The sequence below is a fragment of the Nonomuraea sp. NPDC051298 genome, assembly GCF_055586305.1.
Genome location: NZ_JBVJIM010000027.1, coordinates 82,813 through 108,002, shown reverse-complemented (window position 1 = coordinate 108,002; position 25,190 = coordinate 82,813). Strand labels below are relative to the sequence as shown.

The 25,190-nt window shown below is 72.2% G+C and carries 18 protein-coding genes and 1 pseudogene; 16 read left to right on the top strand and 3 right to left on the bottom strand.

Annotation, left to right across the window (positions count from 1 at the left end; translation table 11 throughout):
- Positions 1-3 precede the first annotated feature (3 nt).
- Positions 4-747, bottom strand: a pseudogene (locus ACZ6S0_RS44575) (transposase family protein).
- Here ACZ6S0_RS44575 and ACZ6S0_RS44570 point away from each other — a divergent pair.
- From ACZ6S0_RS44570 to ACZ6S0_RS44530, 9 genes are all read left to right on the top strand, one after another.
- The gene (locus tag ACZ6S0_RS44570) at positions 727-5,541 is read left to right on the top strand and encodes a DNA/RNA non-specific endonuclease (RefSeq protein ID WP_465925595.1); all 4,815 of its coding nucleotides are present in this window, start codon (positions 727-729) and stop codon (positions 5,539-5,541) included. The pseudogene ACZ6S0_RS44575 and the gene ACZ6S0_RS44570 sit on opposite strands and share 21 nt — an antisense overlap.
- 49 nt (positions 5,542-5,590) lie before the next feature.
- Positions 5,591-9,076, top strand: coding sequence for a LamG-like jellyroll fold domain-containing protein (locus ACZ6S0_RS44565; protein ID WP_465925593.1), 3,486 nt, complete (start codon positions 5,591-5,593; stop codon positions 9,074-9,076).
- Positions 9,077-9,341: 265 nt separating this feature from the next.
- Complete coding sequence (locus ACZ6S0_RS44560; RefSeq protein WP_465925591.1) at positions 9,342-10,799, top strand: alpha/beta hydrolase; 1,458 nt, start codon at positions 9,342-9,344, stop codon at positions 10,797-10,799.
- Positions 10,800-10,945: 146 nt separating this feature from the next.
- Positions 10,946-11,290, top strand: coding sequence for a hypothetical protein (locus tag ACZ6S0_RS44555; RefSeq protein WP_465925589.1), 345 nt, complete (start codon positions 10,946-10,948; stop codon positions 11,288-11,290).
- Between the two features lie 211 nt (positions 11,291-11,501).
- Positions 11,502-12,269 carry an ABC transporter ATP-binding protein gene (locus ACZ6S0_RS44550; protein ID WP_465925587.1) on the top strand — a complete coding sequence of 256 codons (768 nt, stop codon included), beginning with the start codon at positions 11,502-11,504 and terminating at the stop codon, positions 12,267-12,269.
- Positions 12,254-14,074 carry a hypothetical protein gene (locus ACZ6S0_RS44545; RefSeq protein ID WP_465925585.1) on the top strand — a complete coding sequence of 607 codons (1,821 nt, stop codon included), beginning with the start codon at positions 12,254-12,256 and terminating at the stop codon, positions 14,072-14,074. The genes ACZ6S0_RS44550 and ACZ6S0_RS44545 overlap by 16 nt, the downstream gene beginning before the upstream one ends.
- A gap of 36 nt (positions 14,075-14,110) precedes the next feature.
- Positions 14,111-15,319 (top strand): sensor histidine kinase, encoded by a 1,209-nt coding sequence (locus tag ACZ6S0_RS44540; RefSeq protein WP_465925582.1) that lies wholly within the window; start codon positions 14,111-14,113, stop codon positions 15,317-15,319.
- Positions 15,316-15,936 (top strand): response regulator, encoded by a 621-nt coding sequence (locus ACZ6S0_RS44535; RefSeq protein WP_465925580.1) that lies wholly within the window; start codon positions 15,316-15,318, stop codon positions 15,934-15,936. The genes ACZ6S0_RS44540 and ACZ6S0_RS44535 overlap by 4 nt, the downstream gene beginning before the upstream one ends.
- A gap of 116 nt (positions 15,937-16,052) precedes the next feature.
- Entirely contained in the window at positions 16,053-16,265 is a 213-nt protein-coding gene (locus ACZ6S0_RS44530) for a hypothetical protein (protein WP_465925578.1), read from the top strand.
- Positions 16,266-16,321: 56 nt separating this feature from the next.
- Here the strand turns inward: ACZ6S0_RS44530 and ACZ6S0_RS44525 are convergent, their stop codons facing one another.
- The gene (locus tag ACZ6S0_RS44525; RefSeq protein WP_465925576.1) at positions 16,322-17,212 is read right to left on the bottom strand and encodes a UTP--glucose-1-phosphate uridylyltransferase; all 891 of its coding nucleotides are present in this window, start codon (positions 17,210-17,212) and stop codon (positions 16,322-16,324) included.
- 207 nt (positions 17,213-17,419) lie between these two features.
- On the opposite strand from ACZ6S0_RS44525, the gene ACZ6S0_RS44520 reads away from it, so the two are divergent.
- Positions 17,420-18,400, top strand: a complete 981-nt coding sequence (locus tag ACZ6S0_RS44520) for a CE1 family esterase (RefSeq protein WP_465925574.1) — start codon at positions 17,420-17,422, stop codon at positions 18,398-18,400.
- A 56-nt stretch (positions 18,401-18,456) separates the two neighbouring features.
- Complete coding sequence (locus tag ACZ6S0_RS44515) at positions 18,457-19,788, top strand: serine hydrolase domain-containing protein (RefSeq protein WP_465925572.1); 1,332 nt, start codon at positions 18,457-18,459, stop codon at positions 19,786-19,788.
- 55 nt (positions 19,789-19,843) lie between these two features.
- Here the strand turns inward: ACZ6S0_RS44515 and ACZ6S0_RS44510 are convergent, their stop codons facing one another.
- Positions 19,844-20,272 (bottom strand): SRPBCC family protein, encoded by a 429-nt coding sequence (locus ACZ6S0_RS44510; protein ID WP_465925570.1) that lies wholly within the window; start codon positions 20,270-20,272, stop codon positions 19,844-19,846.
- 230 nt (positions 20,273-20,502) lie between these two features.
- Between ACZ6S0_RS44510 and ACZ6S0_RS44505 the strand changes: the two genes are divergently transcribed.
- From ACZ6S0_RS44505 to ACZ6S0_RS44485, 5 genes are all read left to right on the top strand, one after another.
- On the top strand, positions 20,503-21,708 hold the full coding sequence (locus tag ACZ6S0_RS44505) for an MFS transporter (protein ID WP_465925568.1): 1,206 nt from the start codon (positions 20,503-20,505) through the stop codon (positions 21,706-21,708).
- A 76-nt stretch (positions 21,709-21,784) separates the two neighbouring features.
- Entirely contained in the window at positions 21,785-22,471 is a 687-nt protein-coding gene (locus ACZ6S0_RS44500; protein ID WP_465925566.1) for a hypothetical protein, read from the top strand.
- 60 nt (positions 22,472-22,531) lie between these two features.
- Complete coding sequence (locus tag ACZ6S0_RS44495) at positions 22,532-23,362, top strand: hypothetical protein (RefSeq protein WP_465925564.1); 831 nt, start codon at positions 22,532-22,534, stop codon at positions 23,360-23,362.
- Positions 23,363-23,633: 271 nt separating this feature from the next.
- On the top strand, positions 23,634-23,963 hold the full coding sequence (locus ACZ6S0_RS44490) for a hypothetical protein (RefSeq protein WP_465925562.1): 330 nt from the start codon (positions 23,634-23,636) through the stop codon (positions 23,961-23,963).
- Positions 23,954-25,189 carry a hypothetical protein gene (locus tag ACZ6S0_RS44485; RefSeq protein WP_465925560.1) on the top strand — a complete coding sequence of 412 codons (1,236 nt, stop codon included), beginning with the start codon at positions 23,954-23,956 and terminating at the stop codon, positions 25,187-25,189. Before ACZ6S0_RS44490 ends, ACZ6S0_RS44485 begins: the two co-directional genes overlap by 10 nt.
- Position 25,190: the final 1 nt, after the last annotated feature.

Below are 25,190 nucleotides of genomic sequence, written 5' to 3'. Positions count from 1 at the left end.
TTTTCATCCTCGTGCGCCCTGTGCGACACGGTGATTCTGAAGGACAGCGATGGCCTTACATAGGTGGCCGGCCTTGCTGGGGCTGCAGCGGAGCTTTCGCAGGCCCGCTTTTGGGACTCGGGCTTGTTCTTACCCTTGTATGGAGTGACGACCAGGACCTTCGGCGCCTTGATATGCCTTGTCGGCCAGGGTGATGATGCCGGCCTGCTCCAGCGCGCGCAGGATGCCCCAGATCCGAGCGGCGCTCAGGTCATGGGCCTTGCCCGGCAAGGCTCCGGAGGTCCACAGGATCGTCCCGTCCGGTGAGGCGATCACCTGCACGTTCATCCCGTGCCCACGGTGCTTGCCGGAGAAGTAGGGGCGGTCTGCTCTCACGCGGTCGGTGTGGATCAGCGTGCCATCCAGCACCAGGTAGTGCAGCCCGTCCCGCTTCGCCTTGCGCAGGGCCTGCGCGAGTTTGGGCGAGCGGGCCGACAACAGCATCACGGTCTCTTCCACGTAGCGCCAGGCGGTCGCCGTCGACACTCCGAACCCGGCGCCGAGTTCGTCGAACGTCTCGCCTTTGCGCAGGTAGACCAGTACGAGTAGGGCTTGCTGTCCGGGGTTGAGGAGACGCCAGGTCGACCTGATCGTTTTGCGGTGCCGGCGGATCAGACTGGCGACGTAGTTCAGGGTTGAGCGCGACAAATCGACGGCAGCACGATAGAAAGCATCCGAAGCCCCTGGTTGTGGCCGCGCTCGTGCCAGACCAGGTACTCCACCTACTACGTCCATCCCCGCGACTCGCTGGACCCGCGCAACGACCGCAGGCTGAGCGACTCCGACCCCCGCTCGTCGGGGCCGGACGACCCCGCCTACCGCACCACGTACGGCTACGACGCGGTCGGACGGCTGATCTCGACGACGCACCCGGCGCCGAAGGGCGCGAGCGCGCCGACCGAGACCTGGACGTTCTCCACCGGCACGGAGGCGGCCGACGGCGGGGGCACGGTGCCCCGCGGGCTGCTCCTCCAGCACACCGGCAAACGCTCGAGCGCGGTCACCGGCTACGTCTACCGCGCCAACGGCGACCTGGTCGAGCGGCGCGAGGCGTCCGGCCTGCGCACCCGCTACGACTACGACGGCCTCGGCCGGCGCACGAGCGTGGCCGTGAAGTCCGCGCTCGGCGTCGACTTCGGCTCGGTCGCCTACACCTACACGCCGCGCTCACAGCTCAGGACGGCGACCATGTCGGCCATCGCCAACCCGGTCACCGGCGTCCGGCACACGCTCGTGACGACCTACGACTACGACGGCAACGGCAACGAGACCAAGGTGACGTCGTCGGACGCGACCGGGGGCGACCCGCCGCGGGTCACCTCCTACACCTACGACCAGTTCGACCGGCTCGCCTCCACGACGTTCCCCGACGGCACCAAGGAGACGACGCGGACGCTGGAGGCCGGCATGGAGGTCCGCAGGACCGACGCCCGCGGCATCACCTGGATCACCGGCCGGGACTCCCGGGGCCGCGTGATCCGCGAGGTGGCCAGCGGGGCCGGCGTCGACCCCGAGGACCCGGACGCGACCGCGCTGGTGCTCCGGATCCTGTCCTACGACCCGGCCGGGCGGCTGGCGGCCGAGCAGGACGCCGCCGGGCGGGAGAAGCGCTACACGTACTACGCCGACGACCGGCTGGCCACCGTCACCGCGGTCGGGGTCACCCAGCCCGGCGGCGGCAGGCGCGACGTCGAGCTGGAGCGTCACCACTACGACGCGGCGGGCAACCGGACCTCGCTCACCACCGCTGGCGGGCGCGTCGTCACGACGACGTACGACCCGGCCGGCCTGCCCGACACCGAGACCCTCGACCCGGCCGGGCTCGCCCGCGCCACCACGTACACGAGGGACGCCGACGGGCAGCCGCGCACCGTGACCCGCACCGGCGCGGCGCAACCGGGCCGCGCCGAGACCACCCGCTACGCCTACGACGCGGCCGGCCGGCTCGCCCGCGAGGACGTCGAGCCGAGCGCCGGCGACGTCCTCAGCACGACGTACGTGCGCGACGAGCGCGGGCTGCCGATCGAGCGGACCGACCGGCGCCGCCAGACGGTGGAGTACGGCTACGACGCGCTCGGGCAACTGGTGACGACGACCTCCCCGGCCGTGACGGCCTGGGAGAACGGCCGGCAGCCGACCGGTGTGCGGCCGGCCTCCGTCATGGGGCGCAACGCGTTCGGCGAGATCACCCACCTCAGGGACCCGAACGGCAACGTGCTGGCCACGACGTACGACGCCATGGGGCGGCAGAGGACGATCCGGCTGCCGCAGTACACCCCGCCGGGCGGGCAGCCGCTCGACCCGGTGCTGCGGCGGGACTACGACCAGGCCGGCAACCTGACCCGGCTGACCGACGCGCTGGGCCGGGTGACGGAGTGGACCTACGACCCGTACGGCAACCAGCTCACCGAGCAGCCGCCCGCGGCCGACGGCCGGCCGGGCACGGCGACGTACGGCTACAGCCGCGTCGGTGAGCGGCTCTCGGCGACCGACCCGAACGGGGCCACCACGCTGGCCACCTACGACGAGCTGGGCCGGCAGCTCACCGCGACCGACGTGGAACGCGAGCCCTCGCCGACGTACTACGTCACGGGCTACGAGTACGACGACGCGGGCAACAGGACCGCGCACGTCTCCCCCGGCGGGCACGCGGCACGCACGACGTACAACAGGGCGGGCGAGCCCCTGGTGACGACGGACCCGACCGGCAGGAAGCTGACCTACGGCTACGACCTCGCCGGCCGGATCGCGACCGTCACCGACCCGGCGGGCATCAGCGTCTCCTCGACCTACGACCTGCTCGGAAACCAGGTCGCGGTGACGCAGACGGGCGGCGCGCGGAGCCGGACGACCACGCGCGGGTACGACCCGAACGGCAACCTGGTCCAGGAGACCTCGCCGGACGGCCGGGTGAAGACGTGGGGGTTCGACGCGCTGGGCCGGGTGGTCCGCCAGGACGAGAAGGTCAGCGACACCAGGACGGTGCGGGTCACGTTCGGCTACGACCAGGCCGGCAACAGGACGCGCTTCGTCGACGGCAACCAGAACGCCACCGACTACACGTTCAACTCCCTCGGGCTGAGGGAGTCGACGGTCGAGCCGGCGACCGCGGCGCACCCGGCCGCCGCCGAGCGCACGTTCACCACCGTCTACGACGCCGCCGGGCAGGTCGCGCGGGAGCTCGACCCGGGCGGTGCCGTGCGGACGAGCACCTACGACGCGCAGGGCAGGCTGACGTCCCAGACCGGGACGGGCGCGGAGGCGGCCACGGCCGGCCGGACGTTCGAGTACGACGCGGGCGGGCGCGTCACCGGTTTCGGCTCGCCCCGCGGCGACACGACGCTCGGCTACGACGACCGGGGCAACCTGCTGTCCACGACCGGCGCGATGGGCACGGCCACGTTCACCTACACGAACGAGAGCCTGCCGAAGAGCCGCACGGACGCGTCGGGCACCACGACGTTCGGCTACGACCAGGCCGGCCGGCTGACCTCGACCGCCGACGGCCTGTCCGGCCGCACGATCGACCAGACCTACGACCAGGCCGGGCGGCCCTGGTACTCCGCCGAACGCGGGATGGCCGAGTACGTGCGCCGGACGACGACGTACGACCCGTTCGGCCGGGTCGCCTCCGACAAGGTGACCGAGGCCGACCCGGGGGGCGGCGCGCCGCGCGTCGTGCACGGCACGGAGTACGGCTACGACGGCGACGGCAACCTCACCTCGAAGAAGACGATCGCCGAGGACGCCGTCTCGGCCAACGCCTACGGCTACGACGGCGCCAACCGGCTCACGACGTGGACGGCGCCGGACGGCGCCGTCACCGGCTACGCGTGGGACGACGCCGGCAACCGGACCAGGGCCGGCGGCACGACGTTCACCTATGACCAGCGCAACGCGCCGCTGACGGCGGGCGACACGACCTACACCCACAGCCCGCGCGGCACGATGACGTCCGCGACGAAGGGCGGCGCGACGACCACGACGGCCTTCGACGCGTTCGGCCGCATGGTCGCCGACGGCGCCGTCGGCTACGGGTACGACAGCCTGAATCGCGTCGCCACCCGGGACGGGGCCGCGTTCTCCTACTCCGGGATGGAGAACGACGTGGTCTCCGACGGCGTGCGGGTGACGGGCCGCGGGCCGGGCGGCGAGCCGGTGTCGGACCGGGCGGTCGGCGACCCGGCGACGGCCAAGCTGCTGTACGCCGATCAGCACGGCGACGTGACCGCCCGCTACCGGGGCCTGGACGCCTACGGGCAGCGCGTGTTCGACCCGTTCGGCGCGGTGCGCTCCACCACCGGGGAGATGCCGAACCTCGGCTTCCAGGGCGAGTGGACGGATCCGGCCAGTGGCGCGGTCAACATGCACGCGCGCTGGTACCAGCCCAGCCATGCCGGGTTCACCAGCCGCGACACGTTGACCGTGCCGGCGACGCCCATGTCGGCGGCGGCCAACCGGTACGGCTACGGCGGCGGCGGCCCGCTGAACCACACCGACCCCTCGGGGCATTGGGTGTTCGCCGCCCACCTGCTCATCCACGGGGCGATCTTCGTGGGTGAGCTGATCTGGGCGCCGGAGGCGCACGCGCCGACGTGCCCCTGCCCTCAAAGCGGCGGCGGCAGCAACGTGTCGAGGGCCACGAGTTCGGTGATGCCGTTCGACCCGGCCGGGGAGGGCGGGACGAGTGCGGGCGGCCCGGGCAAGCCGGGCGGCGGCAGGAAGCCGGTCAAGCGCCCGCGCGTGCTGCCGCCACCGCCGCCGCCCCCGCTGTGGCTGGTCAACCTGTGGAACCCGGTGCCCCGCCAGGAGCCCGGCGCGACGACCGTCGAGCGCCCGGTCATAGTCGGTCTCGTTCCCGCCCCGGTCATCGACCGCTCGCTCGACCTCGCGGGCACGCTGATGAAGACGACGGGAACGACGGCGTGGACGGCGGTCGGCGGCGTGCTCGCCCTGGTCTTCGCGATCGCCGTGATCGCCAAGCTGTCGAAGGACGACGCGGAGATCCTCACCGACGAGATCGAGCGCTGCCTGACCGGGACGCAGCGAACGGCCATCACGTACTGGGATCTCGACGACCTCGGGCGGGCGACCGGCGCCGACGCCTGTCTCGACAAGAGCAGCCTCGTGCCGAACGCCCAGGATCACGACGCCTACAAGGCCGACAAGAGCATCAAACCGGTCGGGAAGGACGCGACCTACACCGACAGGGGGCATCTGATCGGCGCCGAGTACGGCGGCTCCGGCAAGCACCGGGAGAACCTGGTGCCCCTGACGCACCGGGCCAACAACCAGATGTACAACCAGTTCGAGAAGTGCGTCGCCGAACGGCTGGAACAGGGCGAACGCGTCTTCGTGCTCGCCGTGCCCGCCTACAAGGAGGACCAGCTCGCGCCGTACGGGGTGCAACTGACCGCGATCGGCGACAAGGGTTACCGGCGCTATCTCAGCGTCGTCAACGACTCGCATCCGCGCGGCCCGCTGACGGAGTACTGCGCGTGAGCCGGGCCTGCCGGACCATTCCTGCCCGGACCATCCTTACGGGGGTTTCGTGAAACTGTTCAGATTATCCGCGGCCGTGGTGGCGGGCGTGAGCGCCGCGGCGCTCCTGACCCCACCGGCGCAGGCCGCGCCCGCCGGACTGACGCCGCCCGCCGGGCAGGCGCAGGCGCTCCAGCGGCTCGACCCCGCGGCGCGGGTCGCGGCCGGCGTCGAGGACCTGGCCGCGAGGGCGCGCGGCCGGTTCCTCCCGCTGGAGGAGGACGCCGGGGGCCGCAGCGTCGTGTACGTGCACGGCGACTCGCGGGCCGCGCTGGCCGAGGCGGTGGCCGAAGCCGGCGGCGTGGTCACCGACGGCACGTCCGGCCTCGTACGCGCGTCCGTGCCGCCTGACCGGCTCGTCGCCCTGGCCCGGCAGGCGGGCGTCAAGGAGGTGCGCCGCCCCGACACCGCGGTGCCGATGGCCCTGCTGTCGGAGGGCGCGATCGCGGCGGGCGCGCCCGCCTGGCACGAGGACGGCAAGCAGGGAGCCGGCGTCAAGGTCGGCATCCTGGACGTCGGGTTCGGCCGGCTCGACACGGCGCGCGCCAACGGCGAGCTGCCCGCCACCGGCATCACCACCTACGACGGCGCCTGCGGCCCGGAGCACGCCAGCTCGCACGGCACCACGATGGCCGAGGTCGTCCACGACATGGCGCCGAAGGCCGAGCTGTACCTCGCCTGCGTCAAGGACACGCTCGACTTCGACGACGCCGCGCGCTGGCTGAAGGACCAGGGGGTGCGGGTGGTGAACGTCTCGCTGGCCTTCCCCGGCATCGCCCGGGGCGACGGCGGCCCCGCTCCGGGCGGGGCGCCCGACTGGTCGCCGGCCGGTGTCGTCCGCTGGCTGCGGGCGTCGAACGTCCTGGTCGTCGCGGCCGCCGGCAACGAGGCGGACAAACACTGGGCCGGTACGTTCACCGACGACGACCAGAACCAGTGGGTCAACATCAGCGGCGCCGGCGAGAGCCTGGCCTTCACCGTGCACGCAGGCTCGGAGGTCACCCTGGAGCTGAAGTGGGACGCCTGGCCGGCGACCACCACCGACGTCGACCTGTACGTGATGCCCACAGCGGTCAAACCGGACGGCCCCAACGATCCGGCCATCGTCGCCAAGTCCATCCGCCCGCAGGCCGGCACTCCCGGCGGGCTCAGCCCGGTCGAGACCGTGAAGCTCGCCGCCTCAGGTGAGGAGGCGGCCACCTACTTCGCGTACGTGCAGGTCAAGCAGGTGCAGATGCCCTCGTCGGCCCGGTACGACCTCACCGCCTACGGCAACGCCGGCGGATTCTCCTACAGTTCGAGCGCGGGCACCATCGCCGAGCCCGCCACCTCGCCGGCCGCTCTGACGGTGGGGGCCATCCGCCCCGGGGCGACCTCGCTGGAGCGCTACAGCAGCCGCGGGCCGACGATCGACGGCCGTCGCAAGCCGGACCTGGCGAGCTACACCGGCGTGAGCACGTTCACCGGCGGGACCGGGACGCGCAGGCTCGCCGGCACCTCCGTCGCGGCCGCGCACGTCACGGGCGCGGCCGCGCTGCTGTTCGGCGCGAACCCGGGCCTCGACGCCTCGCAGGCGCAGTCCGAGCTGACCTGGCGCGCCAACCCGCCCGGCCTCGACAACGACCGGGGGCACGGGCTGATGGAGCTGGGCCCCGTACGCGTCCCGGCCCCGCCGAAGGGCAGCGCGTACACGCCGATCCCGCTGCGGCGGGTGCTCGACACGAACGGCTCGGTCGGCAACCATCCGGGAGCGCTGACGGCCGGCGAGGAGTTCTCCCTGCGGATCGACGGGCTGCCGGACGACGTCACCGCGCTGGCGCTGCAGCTCACCGGGATCGAGGACGACCTGACCGTCCCCAAGACCACCACCATCGAGGTCTACCCCTACCAGGGCCGCCCGACCGGCGTCACCGCGATGGAGGTGACGTCGGGACGGGTCGGCGAGACGATGGTGATCGCGACCGTCGACCCGGCCGACAAGCACGTCAGGATCCGCAACACCAAGGGCAGGGTGCACCTGATCGCCGACCTGGTGGGCTACTTCAGCCCGACGACCAGCGCCTCCACCTACTTCGGGCTCCAGCAGCCGGCGCGGATCCAGGAGACCGGCGTGCACGCCATCCCGAACGCGAAGTACGGGCCCGGCGAGCAGCGCCGGATCCAGATCCGCGGCGTCGCGGGGGTCCCGGCCGACGCCACCGCGGTCCAGCTCAACCTGACCGCGTCCGAGGCGAGCGTGGCCACCCACCTGCAGGTGTTCACGAGCACGAGCTGGGGCGCCTGGACGCTCAGCCCGTACCCCGGCGACGAGCTCACCCACACGATCATCGTGCCGATCGCCGAGGACGGCTCCGTACAGGTGCTCAACGAGGCCGGCACCGTCCACCTGGCCGTGGACGTCCTCGGCTGGTTCGGGCGCGGCGACGGGGCGAGGTACGTCCCCCTCCAGCACCCGACCCGCGTCCTGGACACCGAGACCGGCATGTCCGCGCCGCGCGGCCAGCTCGCCCCCGGCGGCGAGGCCACCGTCCCCGTCGGCGGCCTCGGCACCGTGCCGTACACCGCCACGGGCGCGGTCGTGTCCGTCCGCCCCGGCTTCTCCCCACGTCCCGGGCGGACGCGAGTGGGCGTGTACGCGGAAGAGTTCGGCTGGTCGGGCCGGAACCTGCTGGTGTCGAACAGCACGCTGTCCTATCGGCAGAGCAACGTGGCGCTCACCCCGCTCGGCGCCTCCCGCACGCTCGACGTCCGCAACAACACCGGGCACAGCCATGTCGGCCTGGACCTGTGGGGCTATTTCGTCGGCGGCCAGGCCGTCGCCCCCGCCCCGCTGCCGGCGCCGGACGGCTGGTGGACGTTCGACGAGGGCGCGGGCGACACGATCGCCGACTCCTCCGGCGGCGGCCGCGCCGCGACCAGGACCGGCGGGATGACCTGGACCGGCGGGCGCGACGGCGGCGGCGCGGGACGGTTCGACCGCACCGGGTTCGCGGCGACGTCCGGCCCCGTGCTGCGGACCGACCAGAGCTTCACCGTGAGCGCGTGGGTCTCGCTGCAACGGTCGGACGGCTGGTTCACCGTCCTGTCCCAGGACGGGCAGACCAACTCGCCGTTCATGCTCCAGTACGCCGACGACGTCGACCGGTGGAGCTTGTCCACCTCCAGCGGCGACCAGCCGAACGCGACCTCGGGTCGCGCCGCCGCGCCGACGCCGCCCGTCCTTGACCAGTGGACCCATCTGGTGGGCGTCTACGACGCGCCGGCCAGGCAGACGCGGCTGTACGTCAACGGCGCTCTGGCCGGGCGGCTCGACGGCGTCACGTTGTGGCAGCCCGCGACGCCGGGTCCGTTCGTCATCGGGGCGTCGAAGTGGCTCGGCAACCGGGTCGATCACTTCGCGGGCTCCGTCGACGACGTACGGGCCTACGCCACCGCGCTGCCGGAGTACGAGATCATCCGCCTCCACCACACCACGGCGTCCGCCGGGCGCGGCTGACGGACGCTCCCTCCCGCCGCCCGGCACGGTGACGTCGGCGCGTCAGCCGTGGTACGGAGGGACCGGGCGGCCTCGGGGACCACGGTCCGGCCCGACATGTCGAGGGTGTCGATGACGAGGTCGCCGGGCCATCACGCCTTCGGCCCGGCGACCACCCTGTGCTTCTGCTCGGCGGAACGGCTGCGCGGTGAGATGACATCTGTCATCAGATTTCGGGTGTACCGGACACTATGGCGGCTTCGCGGGGATCGCCAGCATGGTCGCTATGCGAAAAGCGTTGATCCCTCTGGTGGCTCTGCTGCTCGCGGCCGGCGCGGCTCCCGCCGTGGCCACCACGACCGCCACCACGACCGCCGCCGCTCCCGCGATCACCTGGTCCGCGTGCACGGGCCTGCCGGGCCCGGCCGACCTGGAGTGCGGCACCCTCACCGTCCCCCTCGACTACGACGACCCGGACGGCAAGACGATCGACCTCGCCGTCCTGCGCGCGAAGGCCGGCGGCGACCGGCTCGGTTCGCTGGTGTTCAACTTCGGCGGACCCGGCGCCCCGGCGGTCGAGGCGCTGGCCGCGGCGCTCGGCAGCTACACGGAACTGCGCGAACGCTACGACCTCGTGGCCATCGACCCGCGGGGCGTGGGCAGGAGCTCACCCATCACCTGCGGCACCACGGCCGAACTCGACCGGTTCTTCGCCACGGACGGCAGCATCTCCAAGCCCGCGGAACGTCCCAAGGTCCTCGCGGCGGCCAGGGAGTACATCGACGCCTGCGTGCGGAACTCGGGCGAGATCCTGCCGCACGTCGGCACCCCGAACGTGGCTCGCGACCTCGACCGCCTGCGCACCGCGCTCGGCGAGGACCAGCTCGACTACCTGGGCTACTCCTACGGCACGATGCTGGGCGCGACGTACGCGACGCTCTATCCGCGCAACGTCGGCCGCATGGTCCTGGACGCCGCGGCCGACATGACCCAGCCCTATCTGAGCCTGGCCGAGGCGGGGGTCGCCGGGCGCGAGCGCACCTACCGCCTGTTCCTGGACGACTGCGTCAAGAACGGTTGCGACCTCGGCGCCACGGCGAAGGCCGCGAACCGGACCGTGGAGCGCCTGGTCAACCGGCTCAAGACCACCCCGCTCCAGGTCGGCAAGCGTAAGCTGAGCGGGGCGCTGGCGACCGTGGGCGTCGCGATCGGCCTGTACAGCACGTCGACGTGGCCCTTCATCGAGTCCGCCGTGAGCAAGGCGGTCGACGGCGACGGGCGTGACCTGCTGGCGCTGTCGGACATCTACACCGGCAGATCGCCGGACGGGCGCTACTCCACGATGCTCCAGGCGGCCTCCGCCGTCGTCTGCCGCGACGCGGTCGAGTCGCCGACGCTGCGGCAGATGATCGAGGCCGACCGGCGGCTGCGGAAGGTGTCGCCGCTGTTCGGCGCGGGGACGCCGCTGTGCTCGATGTGGCCGGTCCCGGCCCAGCCGAACGATCGGATCGACGCGACGGGCTCGGGCCCGATCGTGGTCATCGGCGGGAAGGCGGACCCGGCGACGCCGTTCGAGTGGGCGGAGAGCATGGTGCGCAAGCTGAGGACGGGCGTGCTGGTCACCTTCGAGGGCGAGGGGCACGGCTCGTTCGGGCTGGGCAACACGTGCGTGGACGCGCTGATCCACGCGTACTACTTCGACGGGACGGTGCCGGCGGCGGGCAGTTCCTGCCCGGCAGGCTGATCGCCTTCGAGCACCGCCGGGTCTTCCTGACGGACCTCTCCAGCAGGCCCGGCGCGACCGGAGTGGATCAAGAAATTCGCCCGTACGGAGAAGATTGTGAAGGCGGCGTCAACCGGGACGTCAGCCAACCTCGATACCAAGATCACATGAAGATCAACCGCAACGTCATGGCCGCCACGGCGATCGCCATGACCGCCGCCGCCACCTTCGCCGCCCAGCCGGCCTCCGCCGCGAGCCAGGCCGCGGCCGTCTGCCCGACCGGTTACCTGTGCCTGCAGCCGAGCGCGTCGTCGGCCAAGCAGGTCCTCGTCAAGCAGGGCGACAGCCGCTCCTTCTCCGGCGGGCTGCAGGTCAGCCAGGTGACCAACCAGACCGGCGTGGCCTACTGCGTCAGCAGCACGCCCTACGGCTACACGCTGGGCGCCAGGAAGACGGCGACCCGTGCCCACACCGTGCTGTCGGTCAAGCCGGCCGGAGTCTGCGCGGCCTGAAGGTGACGAAGCCCGGGTTCCGGAACATCCGGGCTTCGTGCCGCTCTGGCTCATGTGGGCGAGGCGGCTCCGCGAGATCATCAGGCAGAGATCGCCAGGCCGGCGGGACGGCGGGCGTGCCCGCATCAACCGATCGGTTGATGCCGGAATCCACCATCCCGCTCTCCGGCCGGACGACGCGCCGCCCCCGTTCCCGCGCGATTCTCAAGGCATGCCAACACACCGCGAGCCCGCCCTCCGCGCCATCGGACTCCGCAAAGCCTTCGGCGACCACGAGGCCGTCGACGACATCCACCTCACCGTCCCCGCCGGATCCTTCTACGGCCTGGTCGGCCCCAACGGCGCCGGCAAGACCACCACCCTGGCCATGGCCGTCGGCCTGCTCCGCCCCGACGCGGGCAGCGCCGAGATCTTCGGCGTCGACGTCTGGCGTGACACCGTCCAGGCCAAGGAACTGATCGGCGTGCTGCCCGACGGCAACGCCCTGCCGGAACGGCTCACCGGCCGCGAGGTCCTCACCTACCTCGGCCTGCTGCGCGGCCTGCGGCCCGCCGTCGTCGCCGAGCGCACCGACGAACTCCTCCAGATCCTCGAACTCGACTCCGCCGAGCGGACCCTGGTCATCGAATACTCCACCGGCATGCGTAAGAAGATCGGCCTGGCCGTCGCCCTCCTGCACGCGCCCCGCCTGCTCGTCCTGGACGAGCCCTTCGAGGCCGTCGACCCCGTCTCCGCGGCCACGATCAAGACCATCCTGCGCAGGTTCGCGGGCAACGGCGGCTCCGTGATCATCTCCAGCCACGTCATGGCCCTCGTCGAGCAGCTCTGCGACCACGTGGGCGTCATCTCCGACGGCCGCGTCGTGGCCGCCGGGCCGCTGGCCGACGTACGCGGCGCGGCAACCCTGGAGGACGCCTTCGTCGACCTCGTCGGCGCCCGCACCGCAGGAACGGAGGGGCTGGCATGGCTCACCTCCTGACCCCCGGCCCGGCCGCCTCGGCACAGCACATGATCCGCATGCGGCTGGCCCTCATGCGCAACTCCCTGCGCGGCGACAACGCCTCCAACCTCTACACCGGCGTCGCGGGCGGGCTGACCCTGGCCTTCGCGACGATCGCCGTCGCCGTCCTGTGGCCCGCCTACCTGCCCCTCACCCTGGCCGCGTGGCTCTCCGGCTGGATCTTCGGCCCGATCTTCATCGGGGGCGGCAACGAGGCCCTGCGCCCCGAGTACTTCTCCATGCTCCCGGCCACGCCAGGCCGGATCGCGGCGGCACTGCTCGCCGGAGCTTTCGCGGGCCCCGCACCCGCTGTCAATCTCATCGCCCTGCTGTCCCTGCCCGTGTACGGCTGGCGCTTCGGCCCGGCAGGGGTGCTCATCGGCCTGGCAGCAGCCGCCACCACACTCATCACCATGGTGATGATCTCCCGCGTCATCGTGGCGCTCATCGGCCTGTTCGTCAGATCCCGCGCCACCGCGGCCGCCGCCGGCATCGTGACCGGCACCGCCATCGCCCTGTGCACCAACGGCTGGGCACCCGTCGCGGCTCTGGGCGGCGCCGACACCGCCGCCTGGTCGCAGGTCCTCGTCCGCGTCCTGCCCTCCGGCTGGGGCGTGGCCGCCATCGAAGCCCCCTGGCCCCTCGCCCTCGCCATCCTCGTCGCCAACGCCGGCGTGATCGCCCTCCTCCTGGCCGCCTGGGCCGGCCTGCTGTCACGACGCGTCGTCTCGGCCGCACGCGGCGGCGTGCCGCTCCGCCGCGGCGCGCCCCGCCCCTTCCCCGCCACCAGCCGGGCCCGCATCACCGCCGCCAAGGAGCTGCGCGCCTGGTGGCGCGACCTCGTCCGCATCCAGCTCCTGGCCACCGCCTTCTCCTACGCCATCCTCACCCCCCTCCTGCTCCTCGCCCTCGACGCCTGGATCATGGTCCCCTTCGCAGGGCTCATCGCGATCGTGATGGCCGCCGCCTCCTCGGCCAACCTCTACGGCGCCGACGGCACCGCCCTCTGGCTCACCCTCATGACCCCCGGCGCGGAACGCGCCGACGTCCGCGGACGCCAACTGGCCTGGCTCCTCGTCGTCGGCCCAGCCGCCGTGCTCCTCTCCCTGGCCGGCACCCTCGTCAGCGGCCAGACCTGGGCCTGGCCATGGGTACTCGGCCTGCTCCCCGCCCTCCTCGGCGGCGGCGCCGGGATCATCGTCCTGCTCGCCGTCACCTCGCTCGTCCCCGGCACCGACCCCCACAAGCGCGGCGGCAACCCGCTCAGCACCGGCGCCGACGAAACCGCCGAAACCAGCCTCGCCTGGCTCGTGCTCATGGCCGTCCCCGCCACCGCCCTCCCCACCGCCGGCGCCATCCTCCTCAACCCCTGGGCCGGCATCGCCACCGGCGTCCTCACCGGCGCCCTCAGCGCCTGGGGACTCGGCAAGATCGCCTACCGCAGACTCGAGAACCACGGGATCGAGCTGCTCAACCTCATGAAGCACGGCCCCGCGCCCCAGGCCGGCAAACCCACCACCGCCGACCTCCCCATCCACCACCGCATCGGCGTCACCATCTGCTACCTCATCGCCTGGCTGCCCCTCTTCCCCCAGGGACTCGTCCCCATGGTCATGAAGATCTTCGGCATCGGGGATCCCGGGTGGTTCCTCGCCCTGCACCTCCCGCCCATCTGGCAATGGCCCACCGTCATCTTCATGATCGCCCTGGGGCTGCTCATGTACGGCTACGCCATCCTGATCCCCATGCGCCTAAACTCGCCCTCACCGGCCGCCACCAGGTGAAAGCCATCCATACCCGCGAGGAGGGGCGCACCCCAGATGAACGACCCCTTTCCGCCTTCGGCTTGGGAGCAACGCTTCGAGCGCGCCGTCGAGATCGTCCCCTACATCACCCTCGCCGCTTCCCTGGTCATCAGCCTGGCCTCACCCGACCGGCCCGAAGGCGGGATCCCCCGAACCCTCGCGCTCACCGCCGTGGCCCTCGCCTGGATTCTCGCCGCCCACACCCTCCTGCCCGCGGCCCTGCGCGGACGCCGGGTCGTCGTCACCGTTCACTTCCTCGGCGTCCTGGTCACCGCCGGGCTGCTCGCCTTCCACCACCCCAGCTTCCTCATCTACTGCATCTCCGGCTTCTTCCTCGCCGCCAACTTCGCTCCCTCCAAGTGGACCTTCGCCGCCGTCGCCGCCACGTCCGTCGTCCTGTACGGCTCGACGCTCGACTGGGCCCAGGCCACCATCCAGCTCATCGCCTTCCACCTGGTGATCATCGCCGTGCAGACCGTCGCCATCGGCGGCGGCTCCATCGCAGGCATCAAGATCGAGAACCGGCAGCGCAAATACCAGAAGGCAGTCAACGACCTTCAGATCGCCCTGGAGGAGAACGCCGACCTCCACGCCCAGCTCCTCGCCCAAGCCCACCAAGCCGGCATCCTCGACGAACGCCGGCGCATGGCACGCGAGATCCACGACACCCTCGCCCAGGGCCTCACCGGCATCATCACCCAGCTACGCGCCGCCCAACGCGTCGAGGACTCCGACACCCACGTCGAACTCGCGCTCACCCTCGCCCAGGACAGCCTCACCGAAGCCCGTCGCTCCGTCGCCGCCCTCCAGCCCCACCAGCTCGAGGACGCCCACCTCCCCGAAGCCATGACCACCATGGCCCGCAACTGGACCCAGACCACCAGCGTCGACCTCCACGTCGAAGTGACCGGCGACCGCGTCCCCCTCAGCCCCGCCATCGAGGTCACCCTCTTCCGCGTCGCCCAGGAAGCCCTCGCCAACGTCGCCAAACACGCGCGCGCCACCCGGGTCGGCCTCACCCTGTCCTACACCGGCACCGTCGTCCTCCTCGACATCCGCGACAACGGCACCGGCGTCCACAACCCCAACGGCAAAGGATTCGGCCTCAGCAGCATGAGACAACGCCTGCGCGGCGTCGGCGGCTCCCTCGAAATCGAGAGCACGCCCGGCGAGGGCACCGCCGTCAGCGCCACCGTCCCCGCGCTCCAAGGAAGCCCCCAGTGATCCGCCTCCTCATCGTCGACGACCACCCCATCGTCCGCGACGGCCTGCGCGCCGCCTTCGAAACCGAACCCGACATCGATGTCGCCGGAGAAGCCGCCAACGGCCGCGAAGGCATCGACCGCGCCGCCGCACTCGAGGTCGACATCGTCCTCATGGACCTGCGCATGCCCGAAATGGACGGCGTCACCGCCATCACCGCCCTGCGCCACTCCCACCCTCACATCAAGGTCCTCGTCCTGACCACCTTCGACGGCGACTCCGACGTCCTGCCCGCTATCGAAGCCGGCGCCACTGGCTACCTCCTCAAAGACGCCCCCACCGACGAACTCCTGCGCGCCGTCCGCGCCGCCGCCGCGGGCGAGCCGGTCCTGTCCCCCTCGGTCGCCGGCCGCCTGATGGGCCAGGTACGCCGACCGGTCAAGGCCGCCCTCACCGACCGCGAACTGCAGGTCCTCGCCCTCGTCGCGGACGGCGCCTCCAATCGGCAGGCGGCCGCCAAACTCTTCATCAGCGAGGCCAGCATCAAGACCCACCTGCTGCACATCTACGACAAACTCGGCGTCCGCGACCGTGCGGCCGCCGTCGGCGAGGGGTATCGGCGCGGTTTGCTCAGTTAGCCGACCAGCCACCCGTCCGGCCCATGTGGCGCGTTCTCCTGCGTCCCTTTCGGTGGGATGCGCGCCTGCTGTCGCCCTGACATTACTTTCGGTGACAGATCGGATACGGTGTGTTTGTGAGACGTCTCCAGTTTGTCCTGCCCGCCACCGCCCTCCTCCTGGGCGCGGTCGCCGTCATCGGGCTCTTGCGCCGATATCTGCAGATCCGGACCTGCAACCATCTGATGGTGCAGACGAAGCCCGGCCGCTGGGAGGTGCCCGCGCCGCACGACGACGTGCCCGCCCAGTTCGGCGCGGACTTCATCGACGCGGTGACACCGGCGCGGTGAACGGGGTGCCGGGGGTCGTCCCGCCTGGGCGCGGGCCAGGGCCGGGGTGCCCGCCGTCACGTCCCGGCGGGGTCGCCGTCCTGGGATTGAGCGAGTTCGCGCAGTTCGGGGCCGTAGTCCGGGTGGGCGAGGGCGGCGGCGAACTGGGCCTTGAGGTAGTTGAGCGGCGACCCCGTGTCCCACCAGGTGCCGCCGATGACCTGCCCGTACACCTCGTGCGTGCGGGCATGGTCGTTCAGCGCGTCCGTGAGGTAGATCTCGCCGGCCGGGTTCTCGTGCCAGCTTCGGGTACGGGCTTCCAGCGCGTCGACGACGCCCGGCGTGATCACGTACCCGCCGATCGCGGCGTAGCGGGAGGGCGCCCGTTCGGGGGACGGCTTCTCCACCAGGCCGCCGATCAGCAGGCGCCCCTGCCCGAGGTCCTCCTTGACGACGGGGACGCCGTAGCGCGGCGCGTCCTGCGCGGCCATCGGCATCAGGGCCAGGACGGGGGCCCGCGTGGCCTCGTACGCGGCCTTGAGCTGCTTGGCCCGCGGCACCTCGGCCACGAAGACGTCATCGGCCCACAGCACCATGAAGGGCTCGTCCCCGAGGACGCGGGCCGCGTTCAGCACGGGAGTGCCGTTGCCGTAGGGCCCGTCCTGGTACAGGTACGTGATGCGGGCCAGCGACGACAGCTCGGCGACCGCGTCGGCCAGTTCGGGCTTGCCGGTCGTACGGAGCTGGAGCTCGAGATCGGCGTCCGGGGCGAAATGCTGCTGGATGAGGTGCTTGCGGCCCGAGGTGACGATGGTGATCTCCTCGATGCCCGACTCCACCAGCTCCCGGATGGTGTGCTCGATGACGGGCCTGTCGCCGATCGGCAGCATCTCCTTGGGGAGCGCCCTGGTCAGGGGCAGCAACCGGCTGCCCAGGCCGGCGACCGGAATCACGGCTTTGTGGATCACGTCGTCTCCTGCTCGCGCCTGCGTTGAGGCCACGACGCTACCGCAGCGGACGATTCCTCCCGATCCGGTGCACCGGCCGCCGCAGGTCGAGGCCGTCCGGGGTTGAGGCCGTCCGGGGTTGAGATCGTCCAGCGAGTGCGCTCGCGCCGTCCCGTTCCGGTCGCGCACACTGGCAGAGGGATCTCTGGCGCGGCGGGAGGCACGACCATGCCCACACGCATGACCCTGCTGATGGCGGCCGTCCTGCTGGCCACCGGCTGCACGGCCGCGCCACCATCACCCCCACCGTCATCGCAGCCGTCATCGCCGTCGCCGAGCCCGCCCGCGCGGGCCGCCGCCACCAGCGGCTGCCGGGCCGCCCAGCGCCTGGAGCCGGGCGCCCACCGCATCCGGCACGGCGGGCTGGAGCGGCGCTTCCTGCTGTCGGTGCCGGACGGGCCCGGCCCCCACCCCGTCATCCTCGACCTGCACGGCCTCAACTCCGACGCCGCCCGCCAGAGCGCCTACAGCCGCCTGGCCGACACCGGAGCCCGGCGCGGCTACATCGTGGCCACCCCGCAGGCCGCCGAGGGACGCATGGGCTGGACGCTGCCCCACACCGCGGGCCCCGACGACACCGGCTTCCTCACCGCCCTGCTCGACCACCTCGAACGCGGCCTGTGCGTACGGGCGGGCCGCGAGTTCGCCGCCGGCCTGTCGTACGGGGCCGCGATGGCCACCGCGCTCATCTGCGAACTGGACGGCCGCCTGGCCGCCGTCGCCGCCGTGGCCGGGCTCAACCTCGTCCGCCCCTGCCCTCGGGCCGTACCGCCCGTCACCCTCGTGGCCTTCCACGGCACCGCCGACCGCATCGTCCCCTACCGGGGCGGACATCCCCTGCGCGACGCCACCGGCGGCCTGCGCGAACTCGCCGACCTCGTCGTGCTCGACCCCGTCGAGCGGGCCGCCGACGGCTGGGCCGCGCTGCTCGGCTGCACCGGCCGCACCACCTCCGCCGCGGCCAGGAAGGTACGCGTGCGCGACTGGAAGACCTGCCGCGGCGGCGCCGCCCTGCGCCTGTACACGATCGACGGAGGCGGCCACACCTGGCCCGGCCCCATCGACGTGCCCTGGCTCGGGACCACCTCCCGCGACCTGGACGCCACCGCCCTCATCCTCGACACCTTCGACCGCGCCCCCGCCCGCTGAGCCGGGGAGGCGTCAGCAAGCGTCCCGTGCCGGACGAACGGCTACCCTTGTCGCTCATGACTCAGGTGGGACACCCGACGGCGCGCGCCCTGCTGCGCAGACTGGCCGTCGAACAGGCCGAATGCAGGGTGCCGTCGCTGACGGCCGTGATCGTGCGCGACGGGCGGCCGGTCTGGTTCGGCGGCCGCGGCCGGGTCGGCGACGACGCCCCGTCCGCCGCCACCCAGTACCGCATCGCCTCGATCACCAAGAGCATGGTCGCCGTCGTCGTCATGCGGCTGCGCGACGAGGGCCTCCTCGACCTGGCCGACCCCCTCGAACGGCACCTTCCCGGCACACCGTTCGGCCACCTGACCGTCGCCCAGTTGCTGTCGCACACCGCCGGCCTGACCGCCGAGCCGCCCACCGACTGGTGGGAACGCACCCCCGGCCTGCCCGCCGACGACCTGCGTGCCCGCCTGGGCCCCGCCGAGCTCAAACACCGGCCAGGACGCCGCTTCCACTACTCCAACGTCGGCTTCGCGCTGCTGGGCGAACTCGTCGGCCGCCTGCGCGGCACCACCTGGCTCAAGGCCCTGCGCACCGAGGTGCTCGACCCGCTCGGCATGCACGACACCACCCCCCGCCCGCGCGCCCCGCACGCCACCGGCTACGCCGTGCACCCGTGGGCGGACGTCGTCCTGGCCGAGCCCGAGCACGACGCCGACGCCATGGGCCCGGCAGGGCAGCTCTGGTCCACCCCGTACGACCTGGCGCGCTGGGCCGCGTTCCTGTGCGGGGAGAGCGCCGGCGTGCTGTGCCCCGGCACGCTCGCCGAGATGCGCGAACCGGCCGGCGTCGAGGACGGCGACACCTGGACCAGCGGGTACGGGCTCGGCCTGCAGCTCGCCCGCCTCCGCGGCCGCCGCCTGGCCGGGCACACCGGCTCCATGCCCGGCTTCCTGGCCACCGTGTGGGCCGACGCCGACGAAGGGCTGGGGGTGCTGTTCATGGCCAACACCACCGCCGGCATGAGCGGCACCCTGCTCCCCGACCTGCTCGACATCCTGGAAGAGCACGAGCCGCGCCTGCCCGACGAATGGCGTCCCGCTCCGGCCGACGCCGGCCTGCTCGCCCTGACCGGGCTGTGGCACTGGGGGCCCAAACCGTACGCGCTGCGGCTGCTGCCCGGCCGGGCCCTGTCGCTGGAACCGATCGGCGGGGGCGGGCGCGCCTCGCGGTTCGTGCCGCAGCAGGACGGGACGTGGCTCGGGCTGGACGGCTACTACGCCGGTGAAACCCTGCGCGTGGCGGCCGACCACCTCGACCTCAACACCTTCGTCTTCACCCGCGAGCCGTACGACCCGGCCGCACCGGTGCCCGGCGGGGCGAGCGACTGGCACGCCTGAACCCCGGCGGGCGCGGCGGCCATCGTTCGGCGCGACGGTCCGGGGGCGCGATGGTTCAGGGGGCGGCGGGCAGCAGCCTGGCCAGCCTGCGCAACGAAAGCCGGAGCAGCACCAGCGCGGGCGGGCGTACCAGCGGCCACAGCGCCCATCCCAGCGGCCCGAACGGCAGCTCCAGCTCCTCCGCCCACACCACGCGGCTGCCGCCCCGATGCGGGCGCACCCGGATCGCGCCCCGCCCGCGCACGAAACGGCCGGTGTGCGTGACGCGCACCAGCTCCGGCGGACGCCAGCAGGTGATCGTCATCGTGTCCAGGAAACCGAACGGCCACACCCCCGTGAAGGCGGCCACCTCGTTCTCGCCCACCAGCCTGGCCGAGGTCAGCACCATCCACTCCCGGTGCCGTGGCCAGTCGGTGATCAGCGCGAACACCTGCTCCGGCGGCGCACCGACCTCGACGGCCGCCGCCGCGTACACCGGTCTCATCCCGATCCACCTCCTCCGCTCACCGCCGTCCTCGCGGGCGCCCGCCGGACGGCCGGACCCGCCGACCATGTGTCGGCTCTCATGAAGTACCTGCTCGTGATCGGGCCCGCCGAATCCGACGTGCCCTGAGGAGATCGCCCGGCACGGCTGCGGCCGCACTCCCCGTGGCCGCGTCCGGCCGCCCGCACGGGGCCGCACGGGGCCCACGGCCCGATGGCATGATCGAGGTCATGGCAGCCACCCCCCTCGGCCCGGCCTACCACCGCCTGTGGACGGCCACGGCCCTGTCGAACTTCGGCGACGGCATCAGGAGCGCGGCGCTGCCGCTGCTGGCCGCCTCGATCACCACCGACCCGGTCCTGGTGGCGGGCGTGGCCGTGGCGGGGCAGCTTCCGTGGCTGCTGCTGGGGCTGGTGGCCGGGGCGCTGGTGGACCGGTTCGACCAGCGCCGCCTGGCGGTCCTCGTCGACTGCGGGCGCACGGTGGCGCTGGGCGCGCTGATCGTGGCCGCGGCCACCGGCAACGCCACCATGGCGTGGATCTACGCGGTGGCGTTCCTGTGCGGCGTGGGCGAGACCCTGCGCGACACCGCCACCGCCACGCTGCTGCCTCCCCTCGTGGCCGACACCGACCTCGAACGGGCGAACGGACGCCTGGTCAACGCCGAAGTGGCGGGCAACGAGCTGATCGGCCCGCCCGTCGGCGGCTACCTGTTCGGGATCGCGGTGGTGCTGCCGTTCGCGGTCAACGGCGGTGTGCTGGCCCTGGCCGCGGCGCTGATCTTCAGCCTGCCGAACGTGTTCGCGCCCGCCCGGGACGGCGAGCGGAAGGGGCGCATCTGGGGCGACACGGTGGCGGGCCTGCGCTGGCTGGCGGGCCGGCGACGCCTGCTCACGCTGACCCTGCTGTCCGGCCTGTTCGCCTTCGCCGACAGCATGTGGTTCGTCGTGCTCGTGCTCTATGTGCAGCAGGTGCTGCTGCTGCCCGCCGCCGCGTACGGGCTGCTGGTGGGCGTCGGCGCTCTGGGCGGGCTGGCCGGCGGTTTCCTGGCCGGTCGCATCGCGCGTGCCACCGGCCCCACGGTGGCGCTGGCCGGGTGCCTCGCCGCGGGCGCGGCCGGGCAACTGCTGCTGGGCCTGACGTCGGAGGTCGTTGTCGCGGGGCTGGGGCTGGTGGTCACCAGCGGCGCGTTCGGCGTCTGGGTGGTCGTGGCGCGTACGCTGCGCCAGCGGAGCACCCCGCGCGAGCTGCTCGGCCGGGTGACCAGCTCCGCCACGACCGTCGTAATGACCGCCTCACCCCTGGGCGCCCTCATCGGCGGTCTCATCGGCGCCGAGTTCGGCCTGCGCACCCCCATCCTGATCGGCGTCCCGGCGCTGGCCGTGGGCGCCTGCGTCGCGTACGCGGTCCTGCGCGACAAGCCGCCCTCGCCGTGACGGCCCCTCGCCGGTCCAGGGGCCGGTGCCGTCGTGCCGGTGCGGCGACAGCGCGAGATCGGGTTGGATGACAACCATGCGGGTGAAGATCGTCATCCAGCGGGTACGGGTGGGAGCCACGGAACATCGGGTGATCCGCCCGGCCAAGCCGCTGGCCAACGCGGCCCTCTTCGACTCCGGCAGCCAGCACTTCATCAACGTGGACCGGGACGACGGCCGTCGGATCGGCGCTCTGTGGCTGCTCGCCGCACGATCCCCACGCTCGCTGGTGTACCTGCCGATCCGCGCCGCTCCGTCCTCCCCCAGCGTCGAACTCCACTGGGACAGCCAGGATCGGCCGCTCGATCTCGTGCTGGTCCACCACTCGTTGCAGTTCCCGCCGTCACGCTGGAAGGAGGTGCGAACGAGGATCTCCGTCCCGAAGGCTCCCCGTGAGCTGCGGACCGCGAGCGTACCGGACACCGATCTCCCCGCCGACGACGAGATCGACTACCGCGCCCTGAACTACCGGGACAACAGGGACGTGCTCCACCAGCGCGTGTACGCCGAGACGCTGATTCTGACCGGCAGCGCCGCGGCGTTCCGGCAGCCGGCCCGCCATTTCTTCGCCGTGGCGAAGGAGGGGCCGCCCGCCGCGGCGACCTCGTTGTACCTCCCGCGCGGCTGCAACTATCACGTCTGCCGGCTGTTCTACTGGCCGCATCTGGATCCGGGCGACGGGCAGGAGATCCACGTCGAATACTCCCCGACCTGGGCGCGCTGACGTCAATGGCCCACATCCTATGATCTTCATAGCCTCCTCCGGTGATGGAAGGACACGAGAATGCGGCTCAGCCTCTCCCGTAACGTCCTGCTGGCAGTGGCGGCACTGGACCTGCTCGTCGCCTTGTTGATGGTTGCGGGGCGTTTGACGCCCACGCCGGCGGGGCTGGTGGCCGCGGCGGTGGTCGCGCCGCTGTCCGTCATGGGATACCTGCATGCGTACCGGCTGTTCAGGGCCGCTCGTGAGGCCGGCGCCGCGCCACGGGACGCGCTGCGGACGGTCGCCGATGCTCTGGTGCCGCTGCAGGTCCGCATGCTCATGAGAGCGGAGCACCGGAGCCTGGCCAGCTTCGCCCTGTGGGTAAGGCGGCGTCAGGACGGGGTGCCGCCGGGCGGTACCGCCCTGTCGTATGCGAAGAATCAGCGGCCGCTGCTGCTGATGCTGCTGTTCGCCGTGGTCGTGCAGGCCGTCGCCCTGGAGTGGATGCTGGCGGTCTCGAACGCCGCGGCCGGTCTGCGCGCCGTCGTCCTGGTGGCCGATCTCTACCAGCTCCTGTTCGTGCTGGCCCTCGGGGCGGCGTCGGCCACCCGGCCGCATGTCGTGACCGCGGCGGAGCTGCGCATCCGCTACGGCGCGTACTTCGATCTGCGCGTCCCGCGCGGGCTCATCGCCTCGGTCAAGGTGAGCCGGAACTACGACGCGCGCGGTGTGATCGCAGTGACGGACGGGCGCCTCACGCTGGGAGTGGACGCCCAGACCAACCTGATCGTCAACCTGACCGAGCCGATCGCCGTGACCAGGCCCCTCGGCCGTCGCGAGCGCATCACCACGATCCGCTTCTACGCCGACGACCCCGGCTCAGCCCTGAAAAGCCTGAAAGGGTCTTCGTAAGCCGGGTTCGGCCCTGCCCCCTTGCGGAGGGCCGGTCGGTGTCGAGACGGTCACCCGGCTGCTGCCGCATGGAGTTGTCCAGGTGAACAAGTGTCGAACTGTAGCGATCAATGCTTAAAGCGGATAGATCGCCCACTACGCTATGCCTCCATAGAGGAGAGGCGGCACGGGGCTCGTGGCATGAGGGAAGAATCCAGCGGTGCCTCGGGCTGGTGCGCCGCCCCGGCGGTGGGGTCCGAGCCGGGCACGCTCGACGAGCGACGGTGGACACATGCCGCGTGACCTGGAGGTCGTGTACGGCAGCCGATCGGTCTCCGCGGACGAGCTGTCCGACACGGCGGACCGGCTCGACCGTGCCGTGCGGCGACTGGTCGACACCCTGAGCCCGGGGGCCGAGCCCGAACGCCCGGGTGCCGAGTTCGACGTGGCGTACGCCGGGCTGCCCGGCCTTGCCCAGCAGACCTTCACCTCCGCGGCCGCACGGCTGCGTGACGTCGCCGCCAAGCTGGCGGAGGCGGAGCGGAACCACACGACGGCCGAACAGGCGAACGTGGAGGCCGCGCGAGCGGTGTGGCCCGCCGGTGAGCGGCCGTGGGCCTAGACCTGCCCGCCGGACTGTCCGGCGTGTACGACATGGTGCGCGACGAGGCTCCGTGGTCGAAAGACTGGAACGAGGAGCGGAATCTCCATCAGGCGCAGGCGTGGATGGAGGTCGGCTCCGCGGCGCAGGAGGCCGCGGGGCAGGCGGACGCCGCCGCGAGGCACATCCGGGCGGCGGGCAACAAGGGCGATGACGTGGACACGTTCGACGGCGAGTGGCAGGCCGCCGACGGCGTGCTCGCGCAGTTGGACGACTCCGGGAACGCCTCGCTGGCCACCGGCGCCATGACCGTCATCGTGGTGCTCTGGCGGATGCTCTGGAAGCTGCTGGTCATCTACCTGCTGACGGTCCTGCTCGTCTCGATCATCCAGGCGTTCCGGTTCGGCCCGGCCATGGGGTTCTTCCTGACCATCAGGCGGGTCACGGGTACCCGCAACGCGCTCAGGCTGGCCCTCGGCCAGGTGGAACGCAACATCGCGACGGTCGCCGTCACAGGCGCGCGCCAGGCTGCGGCCACGATGGCGTCATGGCCGCACTGGGTCCCCGCCGCGATCGTCACCGGGGGCCTGGCCTGGCAAGCGGTACGACTCGGCGTCGGCAGCAACGACGAGGGTACGCAGCGGGAAGTCGAAAAGATCCTCAACCAGACCCCCACCGGCCGGGCGGCGCTCGCCTGGGCTCGCGAACACGGCGTCACCGTGAGTTACCTCTCGGAGTCCGGAGGCGAGGAACACCTCGGCGACTACAACGCCGTGTACAACCACATCCGCGTCCGGACCGGCGAGGGCCGGTCCCCCGAGGAACTCGCCGCGACGTTCGTCCATGAGGTCGGCCACGCGAAGCACCGCTTGGCGGCCGACGCGAACAGCATGAGCCGCGACGAGTACATCGAGGCCCGGATCAGGGAGGAGGCGCGCAGCGAGGTCGCGGGTTACGAGATGACCCGTGAGTGGCAGTCCCTGCATCCCCAGCCGGTGAAGGACGTCTCCCAGTACGCGTACGAGAAGTCCTACTACGACGCCGTCGCACTGGCCGAAGCCGACCGGCGGCGGGCGGGCGAACCCCCGCTGACGGACGCCGAGCGGCAACGGGTCGGCATGGCGGCCAGCGAGGACAGGCAGTACCAGACCTACCGGCTCGACTCGTACAGCTATGCGGAGGACTACGGAACAGCCTGGGACCGGCGATGGCTCACCACGCTCAGCGAGCTGGCCCTCGGCCTCTGAC

Excerpts from the sequence above, each read along its gene's own strand:
- ACZ6S0_RS44560 (WP_465925591.1), top strand. The coding sequence starts at position 9,342 with ATGCGAAAAGCGTTGATCCCTCTGGTGGCTCTGCTGCTCGCGGCCGGC.
- ACZ6S0_RS44555 (WP_465925589.1), top strand. The coding sequence starts at position 10,946 with ATGAAGATCAACCGCAACGTCATGGCCGCCACGGCGATCGCCATGACC.
- ACZ6S0_RS44550 (WP_465925587.1), top strand. The coding sequence starts at position 11,502 with ATGCCAACACACCGCGAGCCCGCCCTCCGCGCCATCGGACTCCGCAAA.
- ACZ6S0_RS44545 (WP_465925585.1), top strand. The coding sequence starts at position 12,254 with ATGGCTCACCTCCTGACCCCCGGCCCGGCCGCCTCGGCACAGCACATG.
- ACZ6S0_RS44540 (WP_465925582.1), top strand. The coding sequence starts at position 14,111 with ATGAACGACCCCTTTCCGCCTTCGGCTTGGGAGCAACGCTTCGAGCGC.
- ACZ6S0_RS44520 (WP_465925574.1), top strand. The coding sequence starts at position 17,420 with ATGCCCACACGCATGACCCTGCTGATGGCGGCCGTCCTGCTGGCCACC.
- ACZ6S0_RS44515 (WP_465925572.1), top strand. The coding sequence starts at position 18,457 with ATGACTCAGGTGGGACACCCGACGGCGCGCGCCCTGCTGCGCAGACTG.
- ACZ6S0_RS44510 (WP_465925570.1), bottom strand. The coding sequence starts at position 20,272 with ATGAGACCGGTGTACGCGGCGGCGGCCGTCGAGGTCGGTGCGCCGCCG.
- ACZ6S0_RS44505 (WP_465925568.1), top strand. The coding sequence starts at position 20,503 with ATGGCAGCCACCCCCCTCGGCCCGGCCTACCACCGCCTGTGGACGGCC.
- ACZ6S0_RS44500 (WP_465925566.1), top strand. The coding sequence starts at position 21,785 with ATGCGGGTGAAGATCGTCATCCAGCGGGTACGGGTGGGAGCCACGGAA.
- ACZ6S0_RS44495 (WP_465925564.1), top strand. The coding sequence starts at position 22,532 with ATGCGGCTCAGCCTCTCCCGTAACGTCCTGCTGGCAGTGGCGGCACTG.
- ACZ6S0_RS44490 (WP_465925562.1), top strand. The coding sequence starts at position 23,634 with ATGCCGCGTGACCTGGAGGTCGTGTACGGCAGCCGATCGGTCTCCGCG.